At 48.8% G+C, this 23,394-nt stretch carries 23 protein-coding genes; 18 read left to right on the forward strand and 5 right to left on the reverse strand.

Annotation, left to right across the window (positions count from 1 at the left end):
- Nucleotides 1-41: 41 nt before the first annotated feature.
- Nucleotides 42-890, forward strand: a complete 849-nt coding sequence (locus AC50Y3_RS05230; protein WP_494817668.1) for an NAD-dependent epimerase/dehydratase family protein — start codon at nucleotides 42-44, stop codon at nucleotides 888-890.
- A gap of 69 nt (nucleotides 891-959) precedes the next feature.
- Nucleotides 960-1,136, forward strand: a complete 177-nt coding sequence (locus tag AC50Y3_RS05235; RefSeq protein ID WP_494817669.1) for a hypothetical protein — start codon at nucleotides 960-962, stop codon at nucleotides 1,134-1,136.
- A gap of 57 nt (nucleotides 1,137-1,193) precedes the next feature.
- On the opposite strand, the gene AC50Y3_RS05240 is transcribed toward AC50Y3_RS05235, so the two are convergent.
- Nucleotides 1,194-2,381 (reverse strand): MFS transporter, encoded by a 1,188-nt coding sequence (locus AC50Y3_RS05240; protein ID WP_494817670.1) that lies wholly within the window; start codon nucleotides 2,379-2,381, stop codon nucleotides 1,194-1,196.
- Nucleotides 2,382-2,499: 118 nt separating this feature from the next.
- On the opposite strand from AC50Y3_RS05240, the gene AC50Y3_RS05245 reads away from it, so the two are divergent.
- The 3 genes from AC50Y3_RS05245 (at nucleotide 2,500) to AC50Y3_RS05255 (ending at nucleotide 6,635) form a co-directional block, all read left to right on the forward strand.
- Entirely contained in the window at nucleotides 2,500-3,402 is a 903-nt protein-coding gene (locus AC50Y3_RS05245; RefSeq protein ID WP_494817671.1) for a LysR family transcriptional regulator, read from the forward strand.
- A gap of 189 nt (nucleotides 3,403-3,591) precedes the next feature.
- The gene (locus AC50Y3_RS05250; RefSeq protein ID WP_494817672.1) at nucleotides 3,592-4,827 is read left to right on the forward strand and encodes a plastocyanin/azurin family copper-binding protein; all 1,236 of its coding nucleotides are present in this window, start codon (nucleotides 3,592-3,594) and stop codon (nucleotides 4,825-4,827) included.
- Between the two features lie 14 nt (nucleotides 4,828-4,841).
- Entirely contained in the window at nucleotides 4,842-6,635 is a 1,794-nt protein-coding gene (locus AC50Y3_RS05255; protein ID WP_494817673.1) for a multicopper oxidase domain-containing protein, read from the forward strand.
- Here the strand turns inward: AC50Y3_RS05255 and AC50Y3_RS05260 are convergent.
- Entirely contained in the window at nucleotides 6,632-8,692 is a 2,061-nt protein-coding gene (locus tag AC50Y3_RS05260; protein WP_494817674.1) for an ATP-binding protein, read from the reverse strand. The genes AC50Y3_RS05255 and AC50Y3_RS05260 overlap by 4 nt on opposite strands.
- 220 nt (nucleotides 8,693-8,912) lie before the next feature.
- Between AC50Y3_RS05260 and AC50Y3_RS05265 the strand changes: the two genes are divergently transcribed.
- The gene (locus AC50Y3_RS05265) at nucleotides 8,913-9,092 is read left to right on the forward strand and encodes a hypothetical protein (RefSeq protein WP_494817675.1); all 180 of its coding nucleotides are present in this window, start codon (nucleotides 8,913-8,915) and stop codon (nucleotides 9,090-9,092) included.
- 445 nt (nucleotides 9,093-9,537) lie between these two features.
- Here AC50Y3_RS05265 and AC50Y3_RS05270 read toward each other — a convergent pair whose 3' ends face one another.
- Complete coding sequence (locus AC50Y3_RS05270) at nucleotides 9,538-9,822, reverse strand: hypothetical protein (RefSeq protein WP_494817676.1); 285 nt, start codon at nucleotides 9,820-9,822, stop codon at nucleotides 9,538-9,540.
- A gap of 56 nt (nucleotides 9,823-9,878) precedes the next feature.
- Between AC50Y3_RS05270 and AC50Y3_RS05275 the strand changes: the two genes are divergently transcribed.
- The 7 genes from AC50Y3_RS05275 (at nucleotide 9,879) to AC50Y3_RS05305 (ending at nucleotide 15,789) form a co-directional block, all read left to right on the forward strand.
- The gene (locus AC50Y3_RS05275) at nucleotides 9,879-10,709 is read left to right on the forward strand and encodes a vWA domain-containing protein (RefSeq protein ID WP_494817677.1); all 831 of its coding nucleotides are present in this window, start codon (nucleotides 9,879-9,881) and stop codon (nucleotides 10,707-10,709) included.
- 10 nt (nucleotides 10,710-10,719) lie between these two features.
- Nucleotides 10,720-11,493 (forward strand): hypothetical protein, encoded by a 774-nt coding sequence (locus AC50Y3_RS05280; RefSeq protein WP_494817678.1) that lies wholly within the window; start codon nucleotides 10,720-10,722, stop codon nucleotides 11,491-11,493.
- 4 nt (nucleotides 11,494-11,497) lie between these two features.
- Nucleotides 11,498-13,702: a hypothetical protein gene (locus AC50Y3_RS05285; protein ID WP_494817679.1), complete on the forward strand. Its 2,205-nt coding sequence runs from the start codon at nucleotides 11,498-11,500 to the stop codon at nucleotides 13,700-13,702.
- A gap of 146 nt (nucleotides 13,703-13,848) precedes the next feature.
- Entirely contained in the window at nucleotides 13,849-14,031 is a 183-nt protein-coding gene (locus AC50Y3_RS05290) for a DUF3221 domain-containing protein (RefSeq protein WP_494817680.1), read from the forward strand.
- A 92-nt stretch (nucleotides 14,032-14,123) separates the two neighbouring features.
- A complete protein-coding gene (locus AC50Y3_RS05295; RefSeq protein WP_494817681.1) occupies nucleotides 14,124-14,468 on the forward strand; it encodes a YojF family protein in 345 nt (114 codons plus the stop codon).
- Between the two features lie 23 nt (nucleotides 14,469-14,491).
- Nucleotides 14,492-15,151 (forward strand): bacillithiol biosynthesis deacetylase BshB2, encoded by a 660-nt coding sequence (gene bshB2 / locus AC50Y3_RS05300; RefSeq protein WP_494817682.1) that lies wholly within the window; start codon nucleotides 14,492-14,494, stop codon nucleotides 15,149-15,151.
- Between the two features lie 185 nt (nucleotides 15,152-15,336).
- Entirely contained in the window at nucleotides 15,337-15,789 is a 453-nt protein-coding gene (locus tag AC50Y3_RS05305) for a VOC family protein (protein ID WP_494817683.1), read from the forward strand.
- A gap of 53 nt (nucleotides 15,790-15,842) precedes the next feature.
- On the opposite strand, the gene AC50Y3_RS05310 is transcribed toward AC50Y3_RS05305, so the two are convergent.
- Complete coding sequence (locus tag AC50Y3_RS05310; protein ID WP_494817807.1) at nucleotides 15,843-16,211, reverse strand: ArsR/SmtB family transcription factor; 369 nt, start codon at nucleotides 16,209-16,211, stop codon at nucleotides 15,843-15,845.
- 130 nt (nucleotides 16,212-16,341) lie between these two features.
- Here AC50Y3_RS05310 and AC50Y3_RS05315 point away from each other — a divergent pair, with 130 nt between their 5' ends.
- Nucleotides 16,342-17,475, forward strand: coding sequence for an NADH:flavin oxidoreductase (locus AC50Y3_RS05315; RefSeq protein WP_494817684.1), 1,134 nt, complete (start codon nucleotides 16,342-16,344; stop codon nucleotides 17,473-17,475).
- A 170-nt stretch (nucleotides 17,476-17,645) separates the two neighbouring features.
- The gene (locus AC50Y3_RS05320; RefSeq protein WP_494817685.1) at nucleotides 17,646-19,127 is read left to right on the forward strand and encodes an aldehyde dehydrogenase family protein; all 1,482 of its coding nucleotides are present in this window, start codon (nucleotides 17,646-17,648) and stop codon (nucleotides 19,125-19,127) included.
- Nucleotides 19,128-19,194: 67 nt separating this feature from the next.
- Here AC50Y3_RS05320 and AC50Y3_RS05325 read toward each other — a convergent pair whose 3' ends face one another.
- Nucleotides 19,195-19,860 carry a DUF1345 domain-containing protein gene (locus tag AC50Y3_RS05325; RefSeq protein WP_494817808.1) on the reverse strand — a complete coding sequence of 222 codons (666 nt, stop codon included), beginning with the start codon at nucleotides 19,858-19,860 and terminating at the stop codon, nucleotides 19,195-19,197.
- A 168-nt stretch (nucleotides 19,861-20,028) separates the two neighbouring features.
- On the opposite strand from AC50Y3_RS05325, the gene AC50Y3_RS05330 reads away from it, so the two are divergent.
- The 3 genes from AC50Y3_RS05330 to AC50Y3_RS05340 all read left to right on the forward strand — a co-directional run bounded on the left by AC50Y3_RS05330 (nucleotide 20,029) and on the right by AC50Y3_RS05340 (nucleotide 23,385).
- Entirely contained in the window at nucleotides 20,029-20,913 is an 885-nt protein-coding gene (locus AC50Y3_RS05330; RefSeq protein ID WP_494817686.1) for a glycoside hydrolase family protein, read from the forward strand.
- Nucleotides 20,914-21,251: 338 nt separating this feature from the next.
- Nucleotides 21,252-22,034 (forward strand): squalene/phytoene synthase family protein, encoded by a 783-nt coding sequence (locus tag AC50Y3_RS05335; RefSeq protein WP_494817687.1) that lies wholly within the window; start codon nucleotides 21,252-21,254, stop codon nucleotides 22,032-22,034.
- 148 nt (nucleotides 22,035-22,182) lie between these two features.
- Nucleotides 22,183-23,385: an alanyl-tRNA editing protein gene (locus AC50Y3_RS05340; RefSeq protein WP_494817688.1), complete on the forward strand. Its 1,203-nt coding sequence runs from the start codon at nucleotides 22,183-22,185 to the stop codon at nucleotides 23,383-23,385.
- Nucleotides 23,386-23,394: the final 9 nt, after the last annotated feature.

Below are 23,394 nucleotides of genomic sequence, written 5' to 3' on the forward strand. Positions count from 1 at the left end.
GCAAGAAATCAGCATCAGGAGAAGACGGAGGTGGATAGTTGATGACGAAAGTAGTTGTTACCGGTGGAAGCGGTATGTTGGGAAGCTGGGTGGTACGTCATTTGGTAGAGCAGGGTTATGATGTCCTGAACGTTGATACCCGTCAACCGGTGGAATCGCTTTGCCCTACGCTCATCGTGGACCTTGAGGATCTAGGCCAAACTTACGGCGCTCTTGCAGGGTCCGATGCGGTCGTGCATCTGGCTGCAATTCCCAGAGCAGGCATGACTTCACCGGAGGTGACATTCCGCAACAATGTCATGTCAACGTACAATGTGCTGGAAGCGGCAGCCGGTCTAGGCATTCGAAAGGCGGTCATCGCATCGAGCGAATCCTCTTACGGTATTGTCTTTGCAGTCCATCCGTTCGGTCCTCACTATGTTCCGATCGATGAGGCGCATCCGCAGCTGCCGCAAGACAGCTACGGCTTGTCCAAGATCGTGAATGAAGCGACGGCCGATATGTTTCACCGCAGGACTGGCATGCAGATTATATCGCTACGCCTCGGCAACGTGATTTCACCCGAATCGTATGAACGATTCCCATCGTTCATTCATAGTCCAGAAGAGCGCGAACGCATCCTTTGGAGCTACATCGACACTAGGGATGCAGCGGAAGCCTGCCGCCTTGCTATCGAAGCGGATGGACTCGGGTCGGTAGCGCTGAACCTTGCATCAGATGAAACCAGTATGGACATACAAAGCCGCGAGTTGATGTCAGTGCGTTATCCGGAGGTTTCCGACTTCCGCGAACCGCTGGGAGGATACGAATCCCTGCTCAGCAGCGAGAAGGCGAAGCGACTGCTTAACTGGCAACCTAAATACAAATGGCGCGAACAGCTGCGCCAATAAACGTACAAGCCCGAACCCTCTAGTTCCAACTCTCATAGAATGAGTATAAACGAGAGGGGGATGAACGCCATGCTAGCTCTATTGAACCGTATGCGAGGGAAATTTGTCGTGCTTAAAACAGCTTCGGCAGAGGAAATCGGAGGTCGTGTCATCAAAGTAAACAACGGCATTGTTATTATGCGAACCTTATTGGGGACGAAAATATACGTGCCCGTGAATAAAATCATTGCAGTCATTACAAAGTGATTGTAATGTCTACGCAAAAAAACGTCCTCAGGTAGGACGTTTTTTGTTTTTTCGATTTCATCCCTTTTCAAGGGACGGACGATGTGATTGTGCGCCAAGTATACGTCGCGACAACAGCAAGGCATAAGCCAGAAATACGATAATGATAAAACCAAATAACAAGTAATAACCACCGATATGGTAGAGTGGGCTGCCTACGATCGGACTGCAAGCCATGCCCATATATCGGAAAAAGTTATAGGCACCGACGGCAGTCGCACGGTTTGTCGAGAAAGCGCCTGTCAATAGCGTCGTCTGCACAGGAAGCGAGATCCCGAGTGATAACCCGAAGAAGATGATTCCGGCTAGCAACCAAGCTAAAGAAACCGAATAGAAGATGAGGAAGAACAACACCGATATGACATTTATATAAGTCGTCAGAATGAGCAGCCTTTCTCCATCTGTCCGTGCTTGGAGCTTACCGCCTATATAACTGCCAACCACGATTCCAAGCGACATCGGCAGAAAGACTAATCCCTTCTGCTCAGCAGTCAATCCATAACGGTCACTTAAGATGCTTGGCAGAAAGACTAGAAAATCGTAAAACACATAGTACTGGATAAACCCAAGATATATAATGGACGATCCGATCCGATTCTGAAGAATGGCTGCAAAATCTCGCGGTTGAAAGCGGCCTGCTTCGACGTTGTCCGGCTTCGTTTCCTTCAAATAGAGATAGTTGATAATCAGCACAAGCATGCCTGTTGCCGCAAGAGCGAGAAACACGGAATGGAAGTTGAATATCCCGCTAAGAAAGCCGCCGATGACCGGTCCGAGTACAGGTCCTAACGAAACCAACATTTGAAAGGTTCCCATCGCTTGGCCGCGTTCTTTGCCATCGAACAAATCGCTGATCACCGTTACGGCAACGACTGATCCCGCAGCGATTCCGATAGCCTGCAACGCTCGGAAGACGATAAGCAGCTCTATGTTTCCGGAGAAATAACACCCGACCGACGCGATAACATACAGTGTTATTCCGAAGAGAAGGACTTTACGGCGCCCCTTCGAATCCGTGAGCGGACCATAAATCATCTGCATGATGGCAAGAAATAAGGTGAACACTGAAATCGTCAAGTTTACGACGAATGAGGTGGAGTGGAGTTGACTGGCAACCTCAGGCAATACCGGGGTGTAAATCGTTTGCGTGAACGGCCCAAGAAAGGCAGCAAACGCAACTACATAAACAATGAATTTACGATTCATGATGTTCATTCCTTTCTATCAAATCTTACTGTCATCGTACTTGATTTCGATTATTTATTCCAACGCATTGCATGCTATAATCTCATTGACTAGAAGGAATGAAATGGAGTGTGCGATTGTGGAACTTCTTCAACTGCACTATTTTCTCGCGGTAGCTCGAGCTGAGCATGTGACCGAAGCTGCACGGACGCTGCACGTTACGCAATCCTCGTTAAGCAAAACCATTCAACGCCTGGAGGAAGACCTAGGAGTTTCGCTGTTTGATCGAATAGGCAGGAGACTGCAATTGAACGAGTTCGGAAGAAGATTTCTTCGACGTGCTGAAAGAGCTTTGTTCGAATTGGAACAGGGAAAGCTGGAGCTTAGCGATTTATCCAGTCCCGATCATGGCACACTTGAATTAGGGGTAACCAGCGCAAGCGTGTTACCGAGCATTCTGCGAGAATTTCGGAAAAAGCGGCCCAATATTCAATTCCATGTGCAAATGCTGACCACACAGGAGATGATTATGCTTCTGGAAAGAGGGGAGGTAGACTATTGTTTGTCTTCGCCTCCTGTCGAACGGGATGACATCGAATGTCAAATCGTGTTCATCGATCCCATCCTTGTCGCCGTTTCGATTGGGCATCGGCTTGCGGGTCGAAGCAGCGTATCTTTGATTGAACTGAAGGATGAATGGTTTGTCGGGGTAAAGGTCGGCTTCGGTACGCGGGATTTAATGGATGCCGTATGCAGAACGGTTGGATTTGCACCTCATTATGTGTACGAGGGGGATGAACCCGCAAGGCTGGTCAATCTGGTGGAAGCCGAAATCGGCATTGCTTTCATCCCAAGCACGGCTAGGAATGAACGAGCACAAATCAAATATCTTCAAGTAGAGACGCACGAAGTGGTGAGGGAAATCGCCTTACTGTGGCACAAGAGCCGCTATATCTCGCCGGCTGCTCTGGAGTTTCGTGATGTCGTGATCGACTATTTCGAGGCCAGAGACAGCAACGCTGTTAAACTGAACAGAGATTAGTTTGGATCACTCATTTGCTTTATCGGGTAATCTGTAGGGGGAGCCGTGTTAGCGCACGGCTCCTTTTTCGTTTCCTCGGGGTCTAAAAAGTCCGGGAACACAAAAATGGCAGTGAAGTGGTAGTGAACATGGAAGCGATTAACGGCTAAGATTTGAAAGGATCGAACTTATGATTGGGGAGGAACGAGGATGAAATTCATTCGTATTATGCTTCTCGTCACAATACTGGCGTTGACGGGGGTAACAAGCGCTTTCGCGGAGGGCGACAGTGCGCCGCAAACTTGGGACGTATCCGTAGGTAAAATGATGTCGTCGGATACGGAAATGTTTTCCATGCAGCCAGGCGTTATCTACATTCATGAAGGGGATACGGTAAAATTTACGAACCACGACATGGCTGCACCGCACTTACTCGGCTTCTTGATTGGCAACCCGCCTCCGGCTGATGATTTCGATATTACGAAATTTTCGCCTGCAAGCGGTTCTGCTTGGGCAGGGGATACCATGCTATTCTCGCCTGAATTCCATCCGATGGAATCGTATTCCATTACGTTCACGAAAGCAGGCGCTTATGCCTATTATTGCTTGATTCACCCGGTGATGAAAGGGACGGTCGTCGTCGTTCCGAAGGGCGGCCTCATTCCGACCAAGGCAGAACAGGCTGCAATGAACAATGCGCTGCTTGACGATCAATCGAAAGTTGCCGCGGATTGGAAAACCTTCTACGGCAAAGTGAATTACGACAAGAACAAGGATGCAACGCTGACGTATAAAGTGTTCGCAGGCTTTGGCAATTCGCAAGTCATGGTCAACGCTTACTTACCGGGCGAAGTATACATTAATGCGGGGGATACAATCGAATTCCTGGCCGGGGCGCCCGGTGAAGCACATACGGCTGTCGTGAATGCGCCGAAAGGAATGCAGGTATTTACCGAGAAAGGCGTTAATCCCGACGTTGTGACACCGCATGGCCCGGTATATGACGGCACCGGTTTCGCGTCTGCCGGCGTATTGATGCCGAATGCTCCGGGTTTCGGTCAACCGAGCTTCAAGCTCACCTTCACGAAGCCTGGCACTTACACGGTGACGGATGTGTTATGGGGCTACTCCGGCAAAATCGTCGTCGCTCCGAAAGGCGCTGTTAAATTAACGGTGAATGACAAAGCGCTCGTCACGACGGCTCTAGTGAAGAACGGACACGTCTTTGCACCGCTTTCCAGCGTTGCAAAAGCGCTTGGAGCCTCGTATCAGGTTTCCGGCAAAACGATTATGATCGGAGGCAAGAAGCTTGCTGCTACAGCCGATTCGGCTCCATATGTGACAAAAGGCGTTACCTACGTCGCCGTGGACTCCGTGGCGCAGCTGCTTGGCAAAACCTATACTTGGGATCCGACAGCGAAGCTGTTGTCTGTTCGAACGAAATGAGAATGCCATTCCTTGTGAAGAACGTTCGGGAGCAAGCGCTGCTGTTGTCGGCAGCGCTGCTCCTTAGCGCTTTGGCATTGTGGCTCGCAAGACCGGAGCCCGCCGCGGGAGCAGCGGAGGGAGCGAATCAGACCGCAGCACCGGCATTGACCGAGAACGTGCAGGTCAAACGCTTCCATCTCTATGCAACCGATGGAGAAATTAAGCTGGCGGATGGCAAGAAGCTGTACATTTGGGGCTACAGTTTGAAGAACGAACCCGGAACAGCGACGCTGCCTTCTCCGACGCTTACGGTGAACGAAGGCGATCATGTCGAAGTGACGCTGACGAACATCGGTCCATCCAATCAACGGGTCAAGAAGCTTGCCCATACGATCCATTTTCACGGACTGGACACCGACCAGGCGAATGACGGCGTTCCCCATACGTCGCACGCTATCTTGCCCGGCGAAAGCTACACGTATCGCTTCGCAGCAACGCATGCAGGCACTTATTTCTATCATTGCCATGTGGATACGATTGAGCACTTGCAGATGGGGATGCATGGAGCTTTCGTCGTTCGGGCGAAAGGCGGCATTCCGGAAGCTTGGACAGGTGGTCCCCGCTATGACAAGGATTACGTGTTCCTGCTCAATGAGATCGACCCGGAATGGCACGAAGCCGTCGAGAAGGGGGAAACGTATGATAGAACGGACTACCATCCGCGCTATTGGACGATCAACGGCAAATCATATCCCGACACGGAAAACGATCCAACGTCCATGGTGGAAGGGCGCGTAGGGGATACCATTCTGATCCGGCTCATCAATTCCGGTTACGATACGCATTCCATCCATATGCACGGCGAGCACTTTAAAGTGATCGCTTCGGATGGCAGGCCGCTTCCCGCGCCTCTTACGAAAGATACGATTGAGATCGCTCCGGGGGAAAGGTACGATATTCTTGTCCAGCTAAGCCAAACCGGACATTTTCCGATCCATAGCCACAATATTAAAGACAATACGAATGACGGCGAGTATCCGGGCGGCATGCATACGATGATGATGAGCTCCCCGGCATTGCCGAACGTTTCCGTTACATTGACAAACGGGAAAAAAGCTGCGCTCATCGATGGCAATAGCATGCCTCTTGCTGCGGCACCTTTCCTTCAGGATAAGCAACTTTACGTGCCGATAAGGCTGTTACAGGACGCAGCTCGTTTCGGTATGCGAAAAGACGCGCAAACAGGCTCGTACGTTCTGACGCTGAAGGCGAACGAACTTAAGCTGACAGCCGGCAGTAAGGAAACGGTCTATAACGGTAAAAAGGCGGTATTAACCGCCCCGGTCGTACTATCGAAAGGAACGACATTCGTTCCGCTCAGCTTAGCCGAGAAGTTCATGGGAGCCAAGCTCCTCGTTTCAGGCGATGGTGAATGGGTTCTGAAGCTGCCCCAATTACCGCCTTCCCCTTCAACGCTAACGGTAGCAGCGCCGACGGTTGCGGACCCTGTTCCGGAAATGCCTTCCGCGTTGCCGATTCCCCCGGCCGAGGATCATATGTCGCATGAAGAGGATGGCATGACCGTCACGATCAGCGCATCAGGCTTTTCCGTTAAAGAGCTTCATGTGAAGCCGGGAACGACCGTGATATGGGTGAATAGGGATAAACAAGCGCATACGGTCACTGATTTGGATAATCACTTCGACAGCAAGAGTATTCCTGCTTCAGGCTCTTGGCGTTACACGTTCAAGGATGCGGGCACGTATTTGTACTACTGTTCCGTGCATCCGACAATGCAAGCGACAGTGGTTGTAGAATCTAACTAACCTAGCAGAACGTCGGAAAGCAGACCGATCCCTTTTTTCAAATAGCGGTAATAGGTAGTCGTTGGAAGACCGAGTCTAGCGGCGACTGCCTCGTGGGATCCAATTTCTTCGATGTAAAATAACTGCAAGATCCGCGCCTGCATGCGTTCCTGATTTTTTCCGCCGGCTAAGCGTTCAAGAATATCCGTGATTTGCTGCGAAATGCTGGCAGCGGCCGATTCGTTCCGGTTTTTGAACAGAGCTCCTGGCAGTAAACTGCTGATCGCATCCAGAAGCGAGGCTTCCCGAGCCAGCGAGTGGAAATGTTCAAGCGTTTGCTTGACGAGTTGAAACCGAGCGTCTTTCGAGGGTGGGATCGACTTTACGAAGCCGGGAGTCGGGATCCGTTGAAAGAAATCATCGTTTCTTAGGTCAATTCGCGCCGCTTTCCAATGAAGCCCTCCCGCAGAGACGTAATCAGCCCAAGGCATCCGTTCGAAACCGAGCCGGCAAAGCGACTCCACCGGTCCTTCAATCGGAATGAGTATGGATACCCGCTTGCCCGTAATTCCGTGAGAGAAATGCTCCTGTACAATGACCGAGCTTAGCTCAGGCTCGTATTCGCGTCTCACGCCAAGCATCCAAATCAAATAATCGTTATCTTGCAGCGCCGTTCCCTGAATGAATGTGACGTAAACGGGGTTTTGCGCAAATATAAGACGCGTTTTCTCGTTGAGCGGCATAAAGGTGTATACGCCTGCGACTTCATTTTCATGGAAAACAACTTGAAAAGAGGATGGTTCTGCTTCCCAAACGGCGTCTAGGAAGGTATGCTGCAAGGTATCATCGCTTAAAAACGGAGGGAACGCGAGAAAAAACTGCTGAACCCATTCCCGGAGCAGCGGAACGTGTTCTTCACTTGCGGCACGAATTTTGAACCCCGCCCTGTCGCTGGCAAAATAAAAGCTCCTCATGAATTCGTCGGACATTAGAAATGCTTTCTCAAGCCGCAGCAGCATTTTGCGTTCTTCATCTCGTGCAGGCGTATTCATCCATCGCCGTTCAATTGCGGTCAGAGCCCGCTGCTTGTATACGGCATGCGTCTCGGGGGCGCGATGCTCCAGCTCGGCGTTGATCCATTTGCGAACGGCATCCAGAATACAATAGCCGCCTTGCGAGAACAGCTTGATATAAGGCATATTGCAAAAGTCATTGAACTGTTCTTGCGTAATTGCTTCGCCTAGAATCCACTGAAGCAAGTCTTGGTCGAACCGCCATGGAATCGATGCGGCCGCGAGCAACCGTTTGAATTGCTGGGGATCTACGTCCCGGAATAAGGCGCGATCCATCGATGCGATAATTGCTTGGGTTTGTCCTCCGCCCAGAAACCAAGCAGCTCCGTGCTTCAAGACCGTTTCGCATGCCAGCGAGAGTGCCAGAGGAATGCCGCCCGAGAACTGTTCGATCGCATATCGAAGTTCCGGGTCGGTGATGTCGCAAGCGATTAAATAACGTTCCATTTCTTTGCGGTTTAGCGGCGATAATCGTATGTTTCGAAACATGCCGCTCCACTCGGATGCGGACAGCGTCCCTTCATCAAGCGGCTGTCTGCCGGCCGAGCAAACTTTGACGCGCACGTTCAGGAGAGGCAACCACTTGTCCCAAAGCCACTCTTGGGCGTCTCCCCAGCGTTCCATGCTATCGAGGAGCAAGACGATTCCGCCGCATTTCTGCGCGATTTGGTTGAGCAGCTCGGCTTCCGATTCCCCTGGCGGCCCGTTCGTTGCTTGCTCCACGGGGAATCCGGCTTTAGCGAGCTTAATTCGAACGGTTTCCGCGAAATGTGCCGGGCGATCAAAAGAACGGCCATCAATATAGAAGACGAGACCTTCTCTTACCGTCCATTGGAAGGCACGCAGCAAAGCGCTTTTGCCGATTCCTCCAGGGCCGCAAATATGAATGAAACACCAGTCGTCGGTGCTGTCGCTCAATTCCTGCCGCATGACGCCAAGTTCTCTATCCCGGCCGACAAACCTTTTTTGCTCTAAATCGTTCAGCATCTGACGAACCAACTTCATCGTGGACTCATCGCTCCCGTTATGCGCTATGTAAAATTAATTTGATATGATTTTAACCGCTCTGGAAATAAAAAGCTGTCGAAATATAATACGGTTTGGGAAATATTTACTAATTTATACAAATGGTGCTTATGGACATTAATTTGGTATATTTTTAAACCGAAACAACATGATTTAATTAGGACAAATGTCCTATATTGAAGCAAAGGTGGAATTATACATGGCAATTGCAGTCGTCGTTGATAACCCAGGGTTTACCCAAGAACAATATGAACATGTTTTACAACAGCTTGCGCTACAAAACGGGATACCGGATGGTTGTTCCGTTCATTTTGCCGGACCTAACGATGGAGGATGGCAAGTTCAAGTCATTCCCGTTCACAGAATGATAAAGAATTAACGGACGTTGCCCAAAGCCATTTAGCTTGAGAGAGGGCAGTGCTTATATATAACCTTGCAACCTAAAAAAGGTGAATTCAAACGCAGCGTTTGAGTTCACCTTTTTACATGCTTGGCGGTCTTTGAAAGGATTCCTCGTCATCGGCACAATCGATTTTACCTTGAATAGAATAGTGATAAATCACCAACTACGAGGGATAACATGGCATTATTACGAAAGTATATAATCGTTAATCTGTTGATCTTCATGGTGTGCGATCTCTTATTAACGGCGGATGGCACTTTTCGCCCTTCGCTCGGTTCCATACTCTTCTTTGTTGCAGTTGTATATTTACTAAATATGTCGAAGTTTGAGAAGGCTTTATTTGGATAGGCTGAGTCTGCAAGTTCATATTATAAGTGAAGAAAAGCCGCCTAAAACGCGGCTTTTTTGATATTATTTCAACTTATCCCACTTGAAATGCCCAGGTTAAACCAAGCATAAAGGAGATGTGCTCCAGATTAAACAACAGAATAAAGACGAAAATCGCTCCTATTGATGGAATAACTACATGGGCGAGGAAGCTGGTTACGGATGAATACATTTTCCTTTTCCATGCATAGTGTACAATCACCGACAGATTAACGAATGTAAAAGCAATCAGCGCGCCAAAGCTTATGAAAGAAGACGCTGTCTCCAAATTGAAGAAAATGGCGGTCATGGAGATCAGTCGCTTCTTTTTTATTGTCAATACTTTGTCCCCGTTTGAATAGGAATAAACATGTACCTATTGTGAGGGGTGAGCGCATGTATTCAGCTGAAATCAGCCGATCGAATCCATCGTGTATTTTGTTTATTATCGACCAGTCCGGGTCCATGTCTGATCCGTTCGGGGCAAGCACCAAGGCCGAGAGCGTTTCAGACGCCATCAACCGGTTATTGCAAAATCTCGTTATCAAGTGCGCGAAGTCGGAAGGGATACGCGATTACTATCATGTTGGCGTAATTGGCTATGGCGCCGGTGTCGGTCCGGCGTTCGGAGGTGTTTTAGCGGGAAAAGAAGTGGTACCGATCAGCGAAATTGCCGATAACCCGTCAAAGCTGGATAAACGTCTGAAAAAAGTGCCGGATGGGGCAGGAGGGCTGGTTGATCAACTCGTCAAGTTTCCGGTCTGGTTTGAGCCGATCGCAAACGGAGGAACGCCCATGTGCGAGGCCGTGAGAACGGCTCAAACCGTTCTGACACAATGGATCAATGAGTACACGCACTGTTTTCCGCCGGTTGTCATTCATATCACGGATGGGGAATCGACCGACGGCGATCCGACACTTGAAATGGAACAACTAAGAGCACTATCCACGGATGATGGAAATGTACTGTTATTTAACCTGCACATTTCCGACAGTCCGAGCGCGGTGGAGCTTCGTTTTCCGGAAACCGCGGATTCGCTGCCTGACGCTTATTCCAGAGTGCTATATGAAGGGTCAAGTCCGCTAACGCCTTTTATGATCCAAGTTGCCAATCAGGAATACGACTTGAATCTCTCGGACGGAGCGAGAGGGTTTGTGCTCAATGCGGATTTGACTCTTGTGATCCAGGCGCTTGATATCGGAACGCGTCCGGCCAATCTGCGGTAGGGCTTCAGGTATGCGAATCGAAAGCGAATGTTTTTTATTGCAGAAGGCAGGGAATCGCAGCGATGAATACGAAGATGCCTCCCATAGCAGCACACATGTTCACAAGGAGACGACAATCTGTAGATTCGCCATAGCGGATGGGGCCAGCGAGTCCTCCTATGCTGAACTGTGGGCGAATTTACTCGCAAGCGGATATTGCTTTGGCAGATTCGGCGATATGCAGATTCACAAGTCAATCTCTCCTTTATCGAAAGCTTGGCAGAAAAAAACCAGTGGCAAAAGTCTCCCCTGGTATGCGCAAGAGAAGCTCAGCAGCGGGGCATTTTCCACATTAGCGGGGATTACATTCCGTTTTGCGATAGATGCCGAGTCTGCTGTGTTTGACGCGATAGCAGTCGGCGACAGCTGCATTTTTCATGTTCGAGGGGATACGATGATCGCCTCATTTCCTTTAAGCTCTGCGGATGATTTTAGGCGCCGACCTGTTCTCATCTCGAGTAACGCGGCTAGCAACGTCCAGCTTAAAGCGTTTGTTCACAGCTGGAACGGCAACGCCAAAGCAGGAGACGAGTTCTGGTTGATGACCGATGCCCTAGCCTGCTGGCTGTTGACTTGTTACAAGGAAGATCGCAGCGTGATAAGGCTTATCGGTAATCTGGCTGGCGAGCGTGACTTTATTCATCTCGTACATGAACAAAGACGGCGGCCTCACCGTGATGGCAATTTCTATCTTAAGAACGATGACGTTACATTCTTTCGTCTAAAACTGGTTAAGGGGAAGTGAGGCGATGTTCTGGCCCACCCCGCAGGATTATAGGGAAGCCATCCAAAATCCGCGTATCTGCTTCAAGGACCCGGAGCTGCAGGCAGGCCTCCCGGAATTGGATAAGCTCGGTTTGCCCCGTCCGATATCGGGAAGCTTCGCCACCGTGTACAAACTGAAGTGTGGCGCGCGAGAGTGGGCGGTCAGGTGCTTCACCAACAATGTAAAAGATCAGAAGATCCGTTACGATGCCATCAGCTTGCATTTACGCTCGAATCCACTCCCTTATCTCGTCCCTTTCGAATATCTATCCGAAGGCATCAACATTAACGGTCAGTGGTTCCCGGTCGTGAAAATGCAGTGGGTGGAAGGAGAGTCGCTGCTTGATTACATAGGGCGGAATTTGCATCGTTCCGAGCTGTTGCAACAGCTCTCGGATAAATGGATAACAATGACCCGCGAGCTGCTCTCGGCCAATATTGGGCATGGTGACTTTCAGCATGGAAATATATTGATCCACAAGGATGAAATCATTCTGATCGACTACGACGGGATGTATGTTCCCGCTTTAAACGGCATGCCGAGCAATGAGCTCGGTCATCGAAACTATCAACATCCGGGGAGGAATGAAAGGCATTTCGGCCCCTATATCGATCACTTCTCGGCTTGGGTAGTTTGGATATCGATCGCAGCTGTTTGTGCCGATCCTTCATTATGGCATTCGCTTGAAGCTGGAGAGGCGGAGGAAAGCCTCCTTTTTCGACGGAAGGACTTTGTAAGTCCGGATACATCACGGGCATTCGAATTGCTGGCGCATATTGAAGACGAAGAGGTACGATTGTCAGCAAACTCCTTACGCGCATTCGTGATAATGGAAGTACCGGAGGTGCTTAGACTCCCCGTTCCCGATTCAGAGGAGGAGCGATCTAAGCATCCTTCAAGCCTCCATATCTCGGCCTTGTCAAAAAAAATGGCCCTTATAACTTCGCTAACCGTCTTGTATGATCGGCTTTTTAAGCAGAAGCCGATGAAGGCTGAAGCTATATCGCCGACAGAAACTTCGTATTCCGGTGGAGCGTCGTGGGTTCTGGACCATATTACGTTGGAAGAGACGCCTCGCATGCAACGATTAACGAATCTGTCCTTGCAGGAGAGTTTTGTTTCCTACCTGATCTTACTTTCAACAGCGTTAGCCGCGGCAACTTTGCACAGTAGCGCCCCGGTCGCAGCGCCAGTCTTCTGTTCGATGATAGGTTTTGGAACGGAGATGGTCTATTTAAGCTGGCGATATGGGAAGATTCCAGTTGTTCAGGAAAAGAGAGCCACGTCCAAGAATAGGAGGAGGCTGGAGCTTATCCTATCGGATTTGAGAAACGAAATGAACGAATTGAACGCAATCAAGCAAAATTTTAGTCAAATTGAAGAGGAATTGATAAACGATTGCGTACAAAGGTTCGAGGAAGCGGCTTATCGGGAAAGGCATGAATCAGAAGCGGTGGAGAAGGACCTTCATAATCGTTTAAACGGATTAGTTGGCGAAAGACGTACCATTGACCAAGAGGAAAAAACGGAGCTTTCCAGCAAACTGGCCTCGTTCCAAAAAAATTGGCTGGAAGAACAAATAATCAAACATAAGATTAGCCAGGAACATATTCCGGATATCGACGATGAGACAAAACGACGTTTAAGAAAGAGCGGCATTCGTACGCCGGCCGATTATATGGACATTACGATCAATCAGTCCTATGGCCGCAAACAAATCGACAAGGCTTATTTGATTTTACAAAACGGCGGTTCGGTTCATGTAGTCATGAGCCGCGCTCAAGCGAAAGCGCTGATCGACTGGAAAAGAAAAATCGAACGCAGGTACCGCACTAAAATTCCTTCAGTCCTTCCTCGCAGTGAAATTTCCGCGATAGCGTTAAAGTATAAGGAGCGGAAGTCAACATTAACCGATGCGGAACAAACGTTTATAACCGCTGCTCAGGAAAGGTTGAATGTGATCAAGCAGGCTCACCAACCTGAATTGGAATCCTTAATGAAGGAAGTGGAGGCTGCAAGAACCCGGCTTGCGAACGAGCTTCATCACTTTGATAGGCAAATCGATGAAAGAAGTAAACGCCATTCAGACAAACTGGAGGAATACCATGATCTAAATAAACGAATGGCATCCTACATGGATGTGCAGCTTGTAAGGTACGTAATGCAAGTATTCCTGTTTCGAAGGTAACCAACCACCATCCTAAGATAAAATCCCCTTCCGGTAGCCGGGAGGGGATTTTTAGGTTGCCATAGATCAACCTAATCGGTGAGTTGAGAAACTAATGTACCGCTCGTGCGTTTAAGGTGTAAAGACCACGAAAGGAAGCGTGTTTCATGAAGCGTTTGACCCTTACTGTACACAATCATTCGGAGATGGTAGACAGCGCCGGGCGTTCAATCACCTTTGACGATTTGAAGGTTAAGGTCAAAGTGCGAGTATGGATTAACGGCGGAGTAGAGGATTCCTTCCCGGCGCAGGCTGGAACCCGCAGACTCGAGCTCGTTGCCTCGGATTAAGTTCGACGGGGCATTTCTATGATTCGCGTTTAAACGCTTTGATACGCGGCAAGCATGAAGAAGTAATAGCGGAGGACGAAGGAGGAAAGAAGATGCAACACATCGACAAAACGAAAGTCCAGCAATTTATCGATATCCTTATCAATGAGGATTTATATATCCATCTTGAGATGACTACGGGAGCTTACGCTGCGCATCTGGACCGTACGAAACATCCGGCCGCGACCTTTATTTCGAACGCCGTTATTCGTTATACGCACGGCTCGATTTCCGGGGACGGCCCTTATCGTGTCGGCTTTAAAACGGAGCAAGGGTGGGTTTATTCCGAGGGGCTTACCCACTATGAAGAGTCGGATTCCGAAAGGCTTATTCTTGCGGGGCACGATGCTGCGGGAAAACTGATTGTGGCGTTGCAATTGAGCCGCGAACCATTCTAGGGGAAAGGGAGGTTGGAACAATTATGGAACGTCACATCCTAGTTATACTTCCGCATCCGGACGACGAAGCATTCAGCGTATCAGGGACGCTCGCCATGCATCTCGATCAAGGATCGTCGGAAGTCACTTACGCTTGTTTGACTTTAGGAGAAATGGGCCGCAACATGGGTATACCGCCTTTCGCTAACCGAGTCACGTTACCCGCAATTCGCAAGCAGGAACTGGAAGCTTCTTGCCGTGCCATTGGCATCCGGGATGTCAGAATGCTTGGATTTCATGATAAAATGATCGAATTCGAGGATAAAGCGATGTTAGACGGAAGCATCGAAGCGCTTATGAAAGAGCTGAATCCTTCGTTGGTCATTACTTTCCATCCGACGTTGAGCGTTCACCCCGATCACAATGCATGCGGGGCAGCGGTAATCCGTACGATCGGCAGAATGCCCGCCGAGCGTAGGCCGACCGTGCACTGCATGGCATTCGCCAATAATCATGAACAGGAAATCGGCAAACCTGATATCATTAATGACGTTAAAAGGTACCTGAAGCAGAAGATGGCGTCTATTCAAGCCCATAAGTCCCAGTTCCAAGCCGCCGAATTGTTAGGCAACAAGAAATTATCGGATGTTGAAATCCAGGCACGCTTCGGAACGGAACGGTTTTGGACGTATCGCTTCTCATAAAACTCTATTCAATTTCATGAAGGTTCATGGAGTAAAAGCTTGAGAAATCAGGCTTTTTATTTTTTGGCCTATATTAATCTTTGTTGTTGAGAATTGATATATACGAACTAATGTTCTATGATTAGGATAATATCACTGTCATGAACTGAGACAAGATGTTTAATCGTTTGGAAGGAGATAAAACTATGGCAGAAAACAGATTACTAAGAATGGACAATGTTGGCATCGTTGTAGAGTCCCTTGATGACGCAATCACTTTCTTCGAGGAGATTGGCTTGAAGCTCGAAGGGCGGGCTACTGTCGAAGGTGAATGGGCGGGTCGCGTAACCGGGCTGGGTTCACAGTGTGTAGAGATTGCTATGATGGTTACTCCAGATGGCCACAGCCGTATTGAACTTTCGCGATTTCTCACCCCACTTACGATATCAGATCACCGAACTGCTCCTGTAAATACCCTCGGTTATCTACGCGTCATGTTCACCGTTGAAAACATTGACGAAATGGTAGCCAGACTCACTAAGTATGGTGCTTCACTCGTTGGCGAAGTGGTTCAGTACGGGGACTCGTATCGGCTCTGCTACATTCGTGGACATGAAGGACTTCTAATCGGTTTGGCGGAACAACTCCGTAAAAAATAAGTGAAACAGCGTCAGTATAGGACTTGAATGTCCGTACTGGCGCTGTTTTACATTTAGTCTATGGTGATGTTGGAAATAGGGTCGTTGGAGCCTTCATAGGCATTTAGAATGGAACTGAGCAAGCCGGGGAATCTATCTTCCAGATCAGCCGATCGAATGGACAAGTAACGCTGCGTTCCCTGCACGCGAACCTGTAAGACCCCTGCTTCGCGCATCGTACGAACATGGTGGGACAAGGTCGATTTCACGACGTTGGCATCGATGCCGCCGCAAGTGCTTTCTCCTATTCTGCTGATTTCCGCAACAATGGATAACCGGACGGGATCACTGAGCGCATAGAGGACGGACGAAAGATGAATATCGGCTTTGTCCGGGTGATATAGTATCTTCAGGATGCTTCCTCCTTGTCGAAAGGTAGTGATTGCATTCTACCACACCCCATGCTATATTTCTATTGTTCGATAACAATCGAATTATAAAACAATCAAGTTTTGGAAAAGCATATTAAAAATGAAGTCTTTATAGAAAAATAAGCGGTGTGGAGGAATAACCATGACAAATCAAAATACCAATCAAGCAACGAGCTCGCATTCCGTAGAAGTTTTGTTCAGGCCTATTTCCCTAGGGAGTCTGAGCTTAGCTAACCGGATCGTGATGGCTCCGATGACGCGTGCTTTCTCGCCTGGAGGTGTACCTGGGCAAGACGTAGTGGATTATTACCGTAGACGCGCGGAAAACGGCGTTGGCTTGATTATTACGGAAGGCACGCTGATTAATCATCCGGCAGCAACCGATAATCCCAATATCCCTAACTTCCACGGAGAAGAAGCGCTTGCAGGCTGGAAACGTGTCGCTGACGCAGTGCACGAAGCGGGAGGGCGGATCGTACCGCAGCTCTGGCATGTCGGGATGACCCGTAAGAACGGGTCGCTTCCTCATCCGGAAGTGCCATCGATCGGACCTTCAGGACTTAATCTACAGGGTGAACAAGTGAATGAACCGATGAAGCAGTCGGAAATCGATCAAGTCGTACAAGCTTACGCGCAAGCAGCCGCCGATGCGAAACGGATCGGCTTCGACGGTATCGAACTCCACGGCGCCCATGGTTACCTGATCGATCAATTCCTCTGGGAGAAAACGAATCAACGCACGGATAAATACGGTGGCGATTTAATAGCACGTACTCGTTTTGCCGTCGAGATCATCGAAGCTTGTCGCCGAGCAGTAGGTCCTGACTTCCCGATCATCATTCGATTGTCGCAGTGGAAATCGTCCGAATATACGGCCAAACTCGCTGCTACGCCTGAACTGCTCGGTCAATTACTCGCTCCTCTCGTGGAAGCGGGTGTGGATATATTCCACTGCTCGACCCGCAGGTTCTGGGAACCCGAGTTCGAGGGATCTAGCCTGAATTTCGCAGGATGGGTGAAAGAGTTAACGGGCAAACCTACGATCACTGTAGGGTCCGTCGGTCTTGATGATGAATTCCTGGGATCCTTCAGAGGCAAAAGCGCAGGAACATCCGACATCAACGAGCTGCTGGTCCGGTTAGAGCAGAACGAATTCGATCTCGTTGCTATTGGACGCGCCTTGTTGGTGGATCCTGCTTGGTCGGAGAAGGTTCGGGGCGAACGGTTCAATGAACTGCTTCCATTTTCCCCTGACGCATTAAGACGGTTGTACTAATTCGGCTAATGGGTACAAAGAACAAAAAGAGATGACACTTGTGTCATCTCTTTTTGCTTTGCGGCAGGCTGTAGAAGCTTACGATAGATGTCAGTTATTAAAATGGACATTCTCCCATATATTTGTGAGTGTAGTGAAAATACAGGCTCTTAATGGAGGGATGTCAACTAATGACACAGGAAGTTAAAGTAAACCAATCGATTGAAAATCGACTCAAGCAGCCGCAGCTCCTATTCATTGATGGTCAATTTGTGCCTTCGGTAGAAGGCCAAACATTCGTAAGTTACAACCCGGCAACCGGAGAACCGCTTGCACTGGTGCACGAAGGCAAAGAAGAGGATATCAACCTCGCCGTTGCTGCGGCAAGAAGAGCTTTTGAGAACGGTCCTTGGCGTACGATGAGCGCCTCTGAGCGCGGTCGCTACTTGTTTAAGCTTGCCGATTTAATTGAAACAAACCGCGAAGAGATTGCGCAGCTCGAGTCGCTAGACAACGGAAAACCAATCCGCGAAACGCGAGCAGCCGATCTTCCGCTTGCGATAGATCATTTCCGATATTACGGTGGATGGGCAACCAAAATTACCGGACAAACGATACCTGTTGCCGGCGAGTATTTCAACTATACCCGCCATGAGCCTGTCGGCGTTGTCGGACAAATCATACCGTGGAATTTCCCGCTGTTAATGGCGGCATGGAAACTGGGTCCAGCCCTTGCTGCAGGCTGCACTGTCGTATTAAAGCCAGCAGAGCAAACTCCGCTTTCTGCGCTTTATTTGGCAAGGCTTATTCAAGAGGCCGGTTTTCCGGATGGTGTCGTTAACATTGTGACGGGCTTTGGCGAAACGGCAGGTCAGGCTCTGGTTAATCACCCTGACGTGAATAAAATCGCCTTCACCGGATCTACCGAGGTCGGCAAACTCATCGCGCGTCAAGCGGCGGACCGTGTCAAACGTGTCACTCTGGAGCTTGGCGGTAAATCACCGAACATTATTTTGCCGGATGCCGATCTCTCCCGAGCCATTCCAGGCGCGCTTTCTGGCGTAATGTTTAACCAAGGACAGGTGTGCTGCGCAGGCAGCCGCGTGTTTGTACAGAAGAAAACTTATGACAATGTGGTTGCTGACATGGCGTCCTATGCGGCAAAAATCAAGCAGGGACCCGGCATTTCCGCAGACACGGAAATGGGTCCGCTTGTGTCGCTGGAGCAACAGCAGAAGGTCCTCGGCTATATTCGCCAAGGACGTGTAGAAGGTGCGGAGCTTGTTTGCGGTGGGGAGGATCGCTTTGATGCAGGCTACTATGTCAAACCGACGATCTTTGCTGCCGTTGACGAGTCGATGACCATTGCCCGCGAAGAGATCTTTGGTCCGGTTATATGTGCGATTCCATTCGAATCCATCGATGATGTAATCGAAAGTGCCAATAACAGTGAATACGGACTTGCCGCCGGACTATGGACCGAGAACCTCAAAAATGCGCACTACGTTGCTAACCGGCTTCGGGCAGGCACGGTGTGGGTCAACTGTTATAACGTGTTTGACGCAGCGTCTCCGTTTGGCGGGTATAAACAATCAGGCATCGGACGCGAAATGGGCGATTACGCGCTTCGCAATTATACCGAAGTCAAAAGCGTTTGGATTAATATGCAATAACACGGAGAGCTTTGGCGATGCCGCCAAAGCTCTTTTCTGTTCCTTTCTTTTCATCGAACTGGACAGCTTAAGCGATGTTGATCGCCCGCGCTGCCAATACAGCGACAATCACGAGCGAAATGCAGGATTGGAGCATCATAAGGAGTTTTGCTCTTCTCGACAAAACCATCGTATCCGTCGGGCTGAAGGCGGTGTTCGTGTTAAAAGCAAGATATAAGTAGTCCAGGAACATGGGTATCCATGGCGTCCATCCTGTGAGTTCAAAGGTCATCTGCGGGAATAAAAAATCGGGACGATCACTTGTTCCACTATGCCTCTTTAACGGACCGCCGCGGTCGATTTCCCAATACCAGACGGAGAATACGCCAATGTTGCATATCCATAGCAAAGCGGCGCTTCCGAACAAATCAGCCGCGGTAGTCGTATGATTGAACAAGGCATATAGCAGAAACACCAAGCTGGTAACCAGTCCCAGTGTTATTACACCAGCCATTCCAAGTCCAAGAATCCGTGTCCAGCCATGATGACCTCTCATCACACTGACGGTCAACGGAACCAGCAGCATAGAGAGGATGAGAATTATGATCCAACTCGGGATTGCGTTTAATTTCTCGGCGATGAGACTAAGCAGCAGCCCGATGATGACAACCGCCGCGAAAAAGGCGGAACGGGGTATGCGGATATGGTGGCGCTGTTCCGTTGAGCGGGTTTGCTTATCCGGCAAGGGATACACCTCGTTTTCGAAATCGGTCTTAATCTGATTACTTCTATAATATCGCAGAATATCAAACAAAACTCCACCTTGTGCGTACAAAAACAACACTTCGATTGCTGCTGCTCCATGCTAAAATGGTTCCAGCGTAATGGAGGGTTACCAATGAATAAGCAGGAGTGATAGGAAATGGCGCAGCAACTGTATAAACCAGTCATAACGAGTGAATGGAAGGTCTTATTCAAACCGGAAAAAACGGGTTGTTATGTGAATGATCATACTCTGGTTCGAGCTCGTGATGGAGCATGGCACGTGATTGGAATAACGGCACCGACAGCCCATATCAATCCAGAACATGAACGATACTTTACGCATGGTTGGGGCAACAAGCTAGACCAACCTTTTACTTCCGAAATGAAGACGATCGATCATGGAACTCGGGCATGGGCGCCTGGCGCGATTGCCTATAAGAATCGATATTATATGTATTACGGACCTGCTCCAACCAAGATGGCAGTCTCCCCGGATCTTGATCATTGGATCAACCATGAGGTGCAGCTAATCGGGACTCCGATTGATTCTTGCCATCGCGACCATATGCTCATCCAGATTAACGATTACACTTGGGCTATGTATGTTACAGGAATAGACGAAGAGGGTTACGGCTGCATATCGGTATTAGTATCTAACGATCTGATCAGCTGGAGATTTGTGCAGTATGCATTGACAACCTCCGGCGATGCAGCATTAAAGCCGGGTTGGGGGGCAACAGAGTCTCCGTTCGTTGTGAGATATCATGATTCCTATTATCTGTTTATTACCTATACGGATTGCAGTGATGACACGTACAATCAAACCCTTGTGTTTCGTTCCCCGAACCCGTATGACTTCGGGGATTACAATGGTCAACCTGACAATCCCATGGTCGTTGCTAGGTTGTTTGGACATGCCTCTGAGGTTGTGTACGACGCGGATACGGAATCTTGGTATATCACGACGTGCGGCTGGCCTGGTAAAGGGATTCCGCACGAAGGAGCGGTTTCAATTGCAAAGTTGGAGTGGCGGTTGGAGTGAAGGTTATAACTCATAAGAACAAAAAGGAACGAGAGAATTTTAAAATGTAACACGATTGACATCCAATTTTCATCTCGGTTTAAGGTAGGATATCTATAATCAAACATGACCCCCTTTTAAAATATACACTTTAGATCCGCAGCCCGTTGCTGCGGCTCTCTTTTTGTTATTTGAGGTAATCGGCATGTTTGTTTTACTTCACTGCATAAATATATTGCAATTTTTCGAGGAAATGGTATGTTTACTAGATTGACTATTATCGCATGTTATCAGATATATAATAGCTATACTAATGCTTGGAGGGATTACCCATTAATAACGAATTCTTGATTGATGCAATGGCCATGCTGAAAAAAACGAGTCGAACCTTTTATATTCCGATCAGCCGCTTGGATTTAGGGTTGAGGGAGGCTGTTACATCCGCCTATCTGTGTATGCGGGCAATAGATGAAATAGAGGATCATGATGAACTTACCGATAAATTGAAAGTGGAACTATTAGTTGGGATACATGATGCATTCCAATCGCCACATATTACTGAAGCCATTCAACAAGTACTATCGCCGTTTCGAGAGGTATTACCAGCAGTTACAATGCGACTCGATGAGTGGGTAGTCCTTTGTCCTTCCACGGGAGCCCCAATCGTAAATCGTTACATCGCAAAGATGGCTTTACAAATGTCCGAGTGGGTTCAAAGCGGGTGGCATATTCATACGGAAGAAGATTTGGATCGTTATACTTATAGCGTGGCTGGCATGGTAGGAGAAATGCTTTCAGAACTATGGTTATGGCATGACGGAACTGAGTCCGATTTAACGAAGGCGGTTGCTTTCGGAAGAGGATTGCAGGCCGTAAATATTCTCCGAAATAGAACGGAGGATATTAAACGCGGCGTTGACTTCTTTCCTACCGGATGGGGATTCAAGGAGATGCAGCAGTATACACGCCGCAATTTACAAGATGCCGACTCTTATATCGCAGACTTGAAAGATGGTCCGGCGTTGAAATTTTGCAAGGTGCCTCTTGCATTAGCCCATGCTACGGTAAACCTCATCGCTATTGGCGGCAGTAAATTAACAAGAGATTCTGTTCTGAAAATTGTGAGTCGTGTGACCGGATAATAGCATTAACTTTATAAAGTAGTTAACAAGAAGCCGTTGCGTGTAACGGCTTCTTTTCTGTTTTGTTGTTGTGAAAGACCTATTAATTCGGCGTCATTAGGATAAAATAGAATGAGATGTCAATATGCGAAAGAAAAGGGACTGAACGATGACGATTAGACTGTATTATAATTCTTCCTATATAACCGAATGGGAAACAACGATTACGAAATCGCTTAAGAGAGAGGATGGATGGTACATCCTCTTGGAGGAAAGCGCCTTTTATCCTCATGGAGGGGGCCAACCTTGCGATACGGGAACGATTAACGGCGTCGCCGTATTGGATGTTATAAGCGAGGAAGATGAAGTGCTGCATAAAGTAGAACGATTGCCGGAGGGTAAGACGGCGTCATGCCGGATCGATTGGCAGCGAAGGTTCGATCATATGCAGCAGCATAGCGGTCAGCATCTGTTGTCAGCGGTTTGCCTAAAGTTATTTGATGCGATGACGCTAAGCTTTCATCTGGGGATTGAATCCGCAACAATCGATGTTGAAAAGACCGAACTAACCCCGGAGCAGTTATCCCTTCTGGAATGGGACGTGAACCAGGCCATCTACGATAATCACCGAATTGCTAGTTATATGGTTTCCGAGGAGGAGGCTAGCCGTTTGCCGCTTGCAAAGCCGCCAAAAGTGTCTGGGAACGTACGGATTGTCGAGATTGAGAACGTGGAACACAATGCGTGCGGCGGGACGCATGTCTCGTCTACGGGTGGAATTGGGCTGATCAAGCTGCTGAGAACGGAGAAGATGAAAGGGAATACGCGAATTTCTTTCAAATGCGGTAACCGTGCCTTAACGGAATTTAACGATTGCTTGGGGATTATAGGGAAGCTATCTCATCAATTCAATACCGGGAAAGATGATATTGTCGCTCGCGTTGAGAAGTTGGAGCAAGAGCAGAAGCAGCTTCAAACGGAAATGGCCGCTCTCAAGGAGCAGAATGATGCTTTTGTCGCACGGGAGCTCTTGGAACGACATGAAAGCTGCATGATCGCGCATCAGTTTGAGAACAAGCCTTTGAAAGATTTGCAAAACCTGGCGATAAAACTGACGTCAATGAGCAACGATCCCGTGCTGCTCGCCGATCTTGCGGATTTCAAAGTGGTGCTGTCGCATAGCGGGGAATTCGAGCGATCTTGCGGCGCATTTTTCAAAGAACATCTAGGGGCGTACGGCGGCAAAGGCGGAGGCAGCAGCACCATGGCACAGGCTGGCTTCGGGACATTGAATGAAGCGCTGGCGTTCTACGATTTCGCAAGAGTTATGTTCAAGAGCAGTGTCGGTCGTTACGCTAACGGAGAACAATAGATGCACCAC

Source organism: Paenibacillus sp. J22R98 (assembly GCF_059383835.1).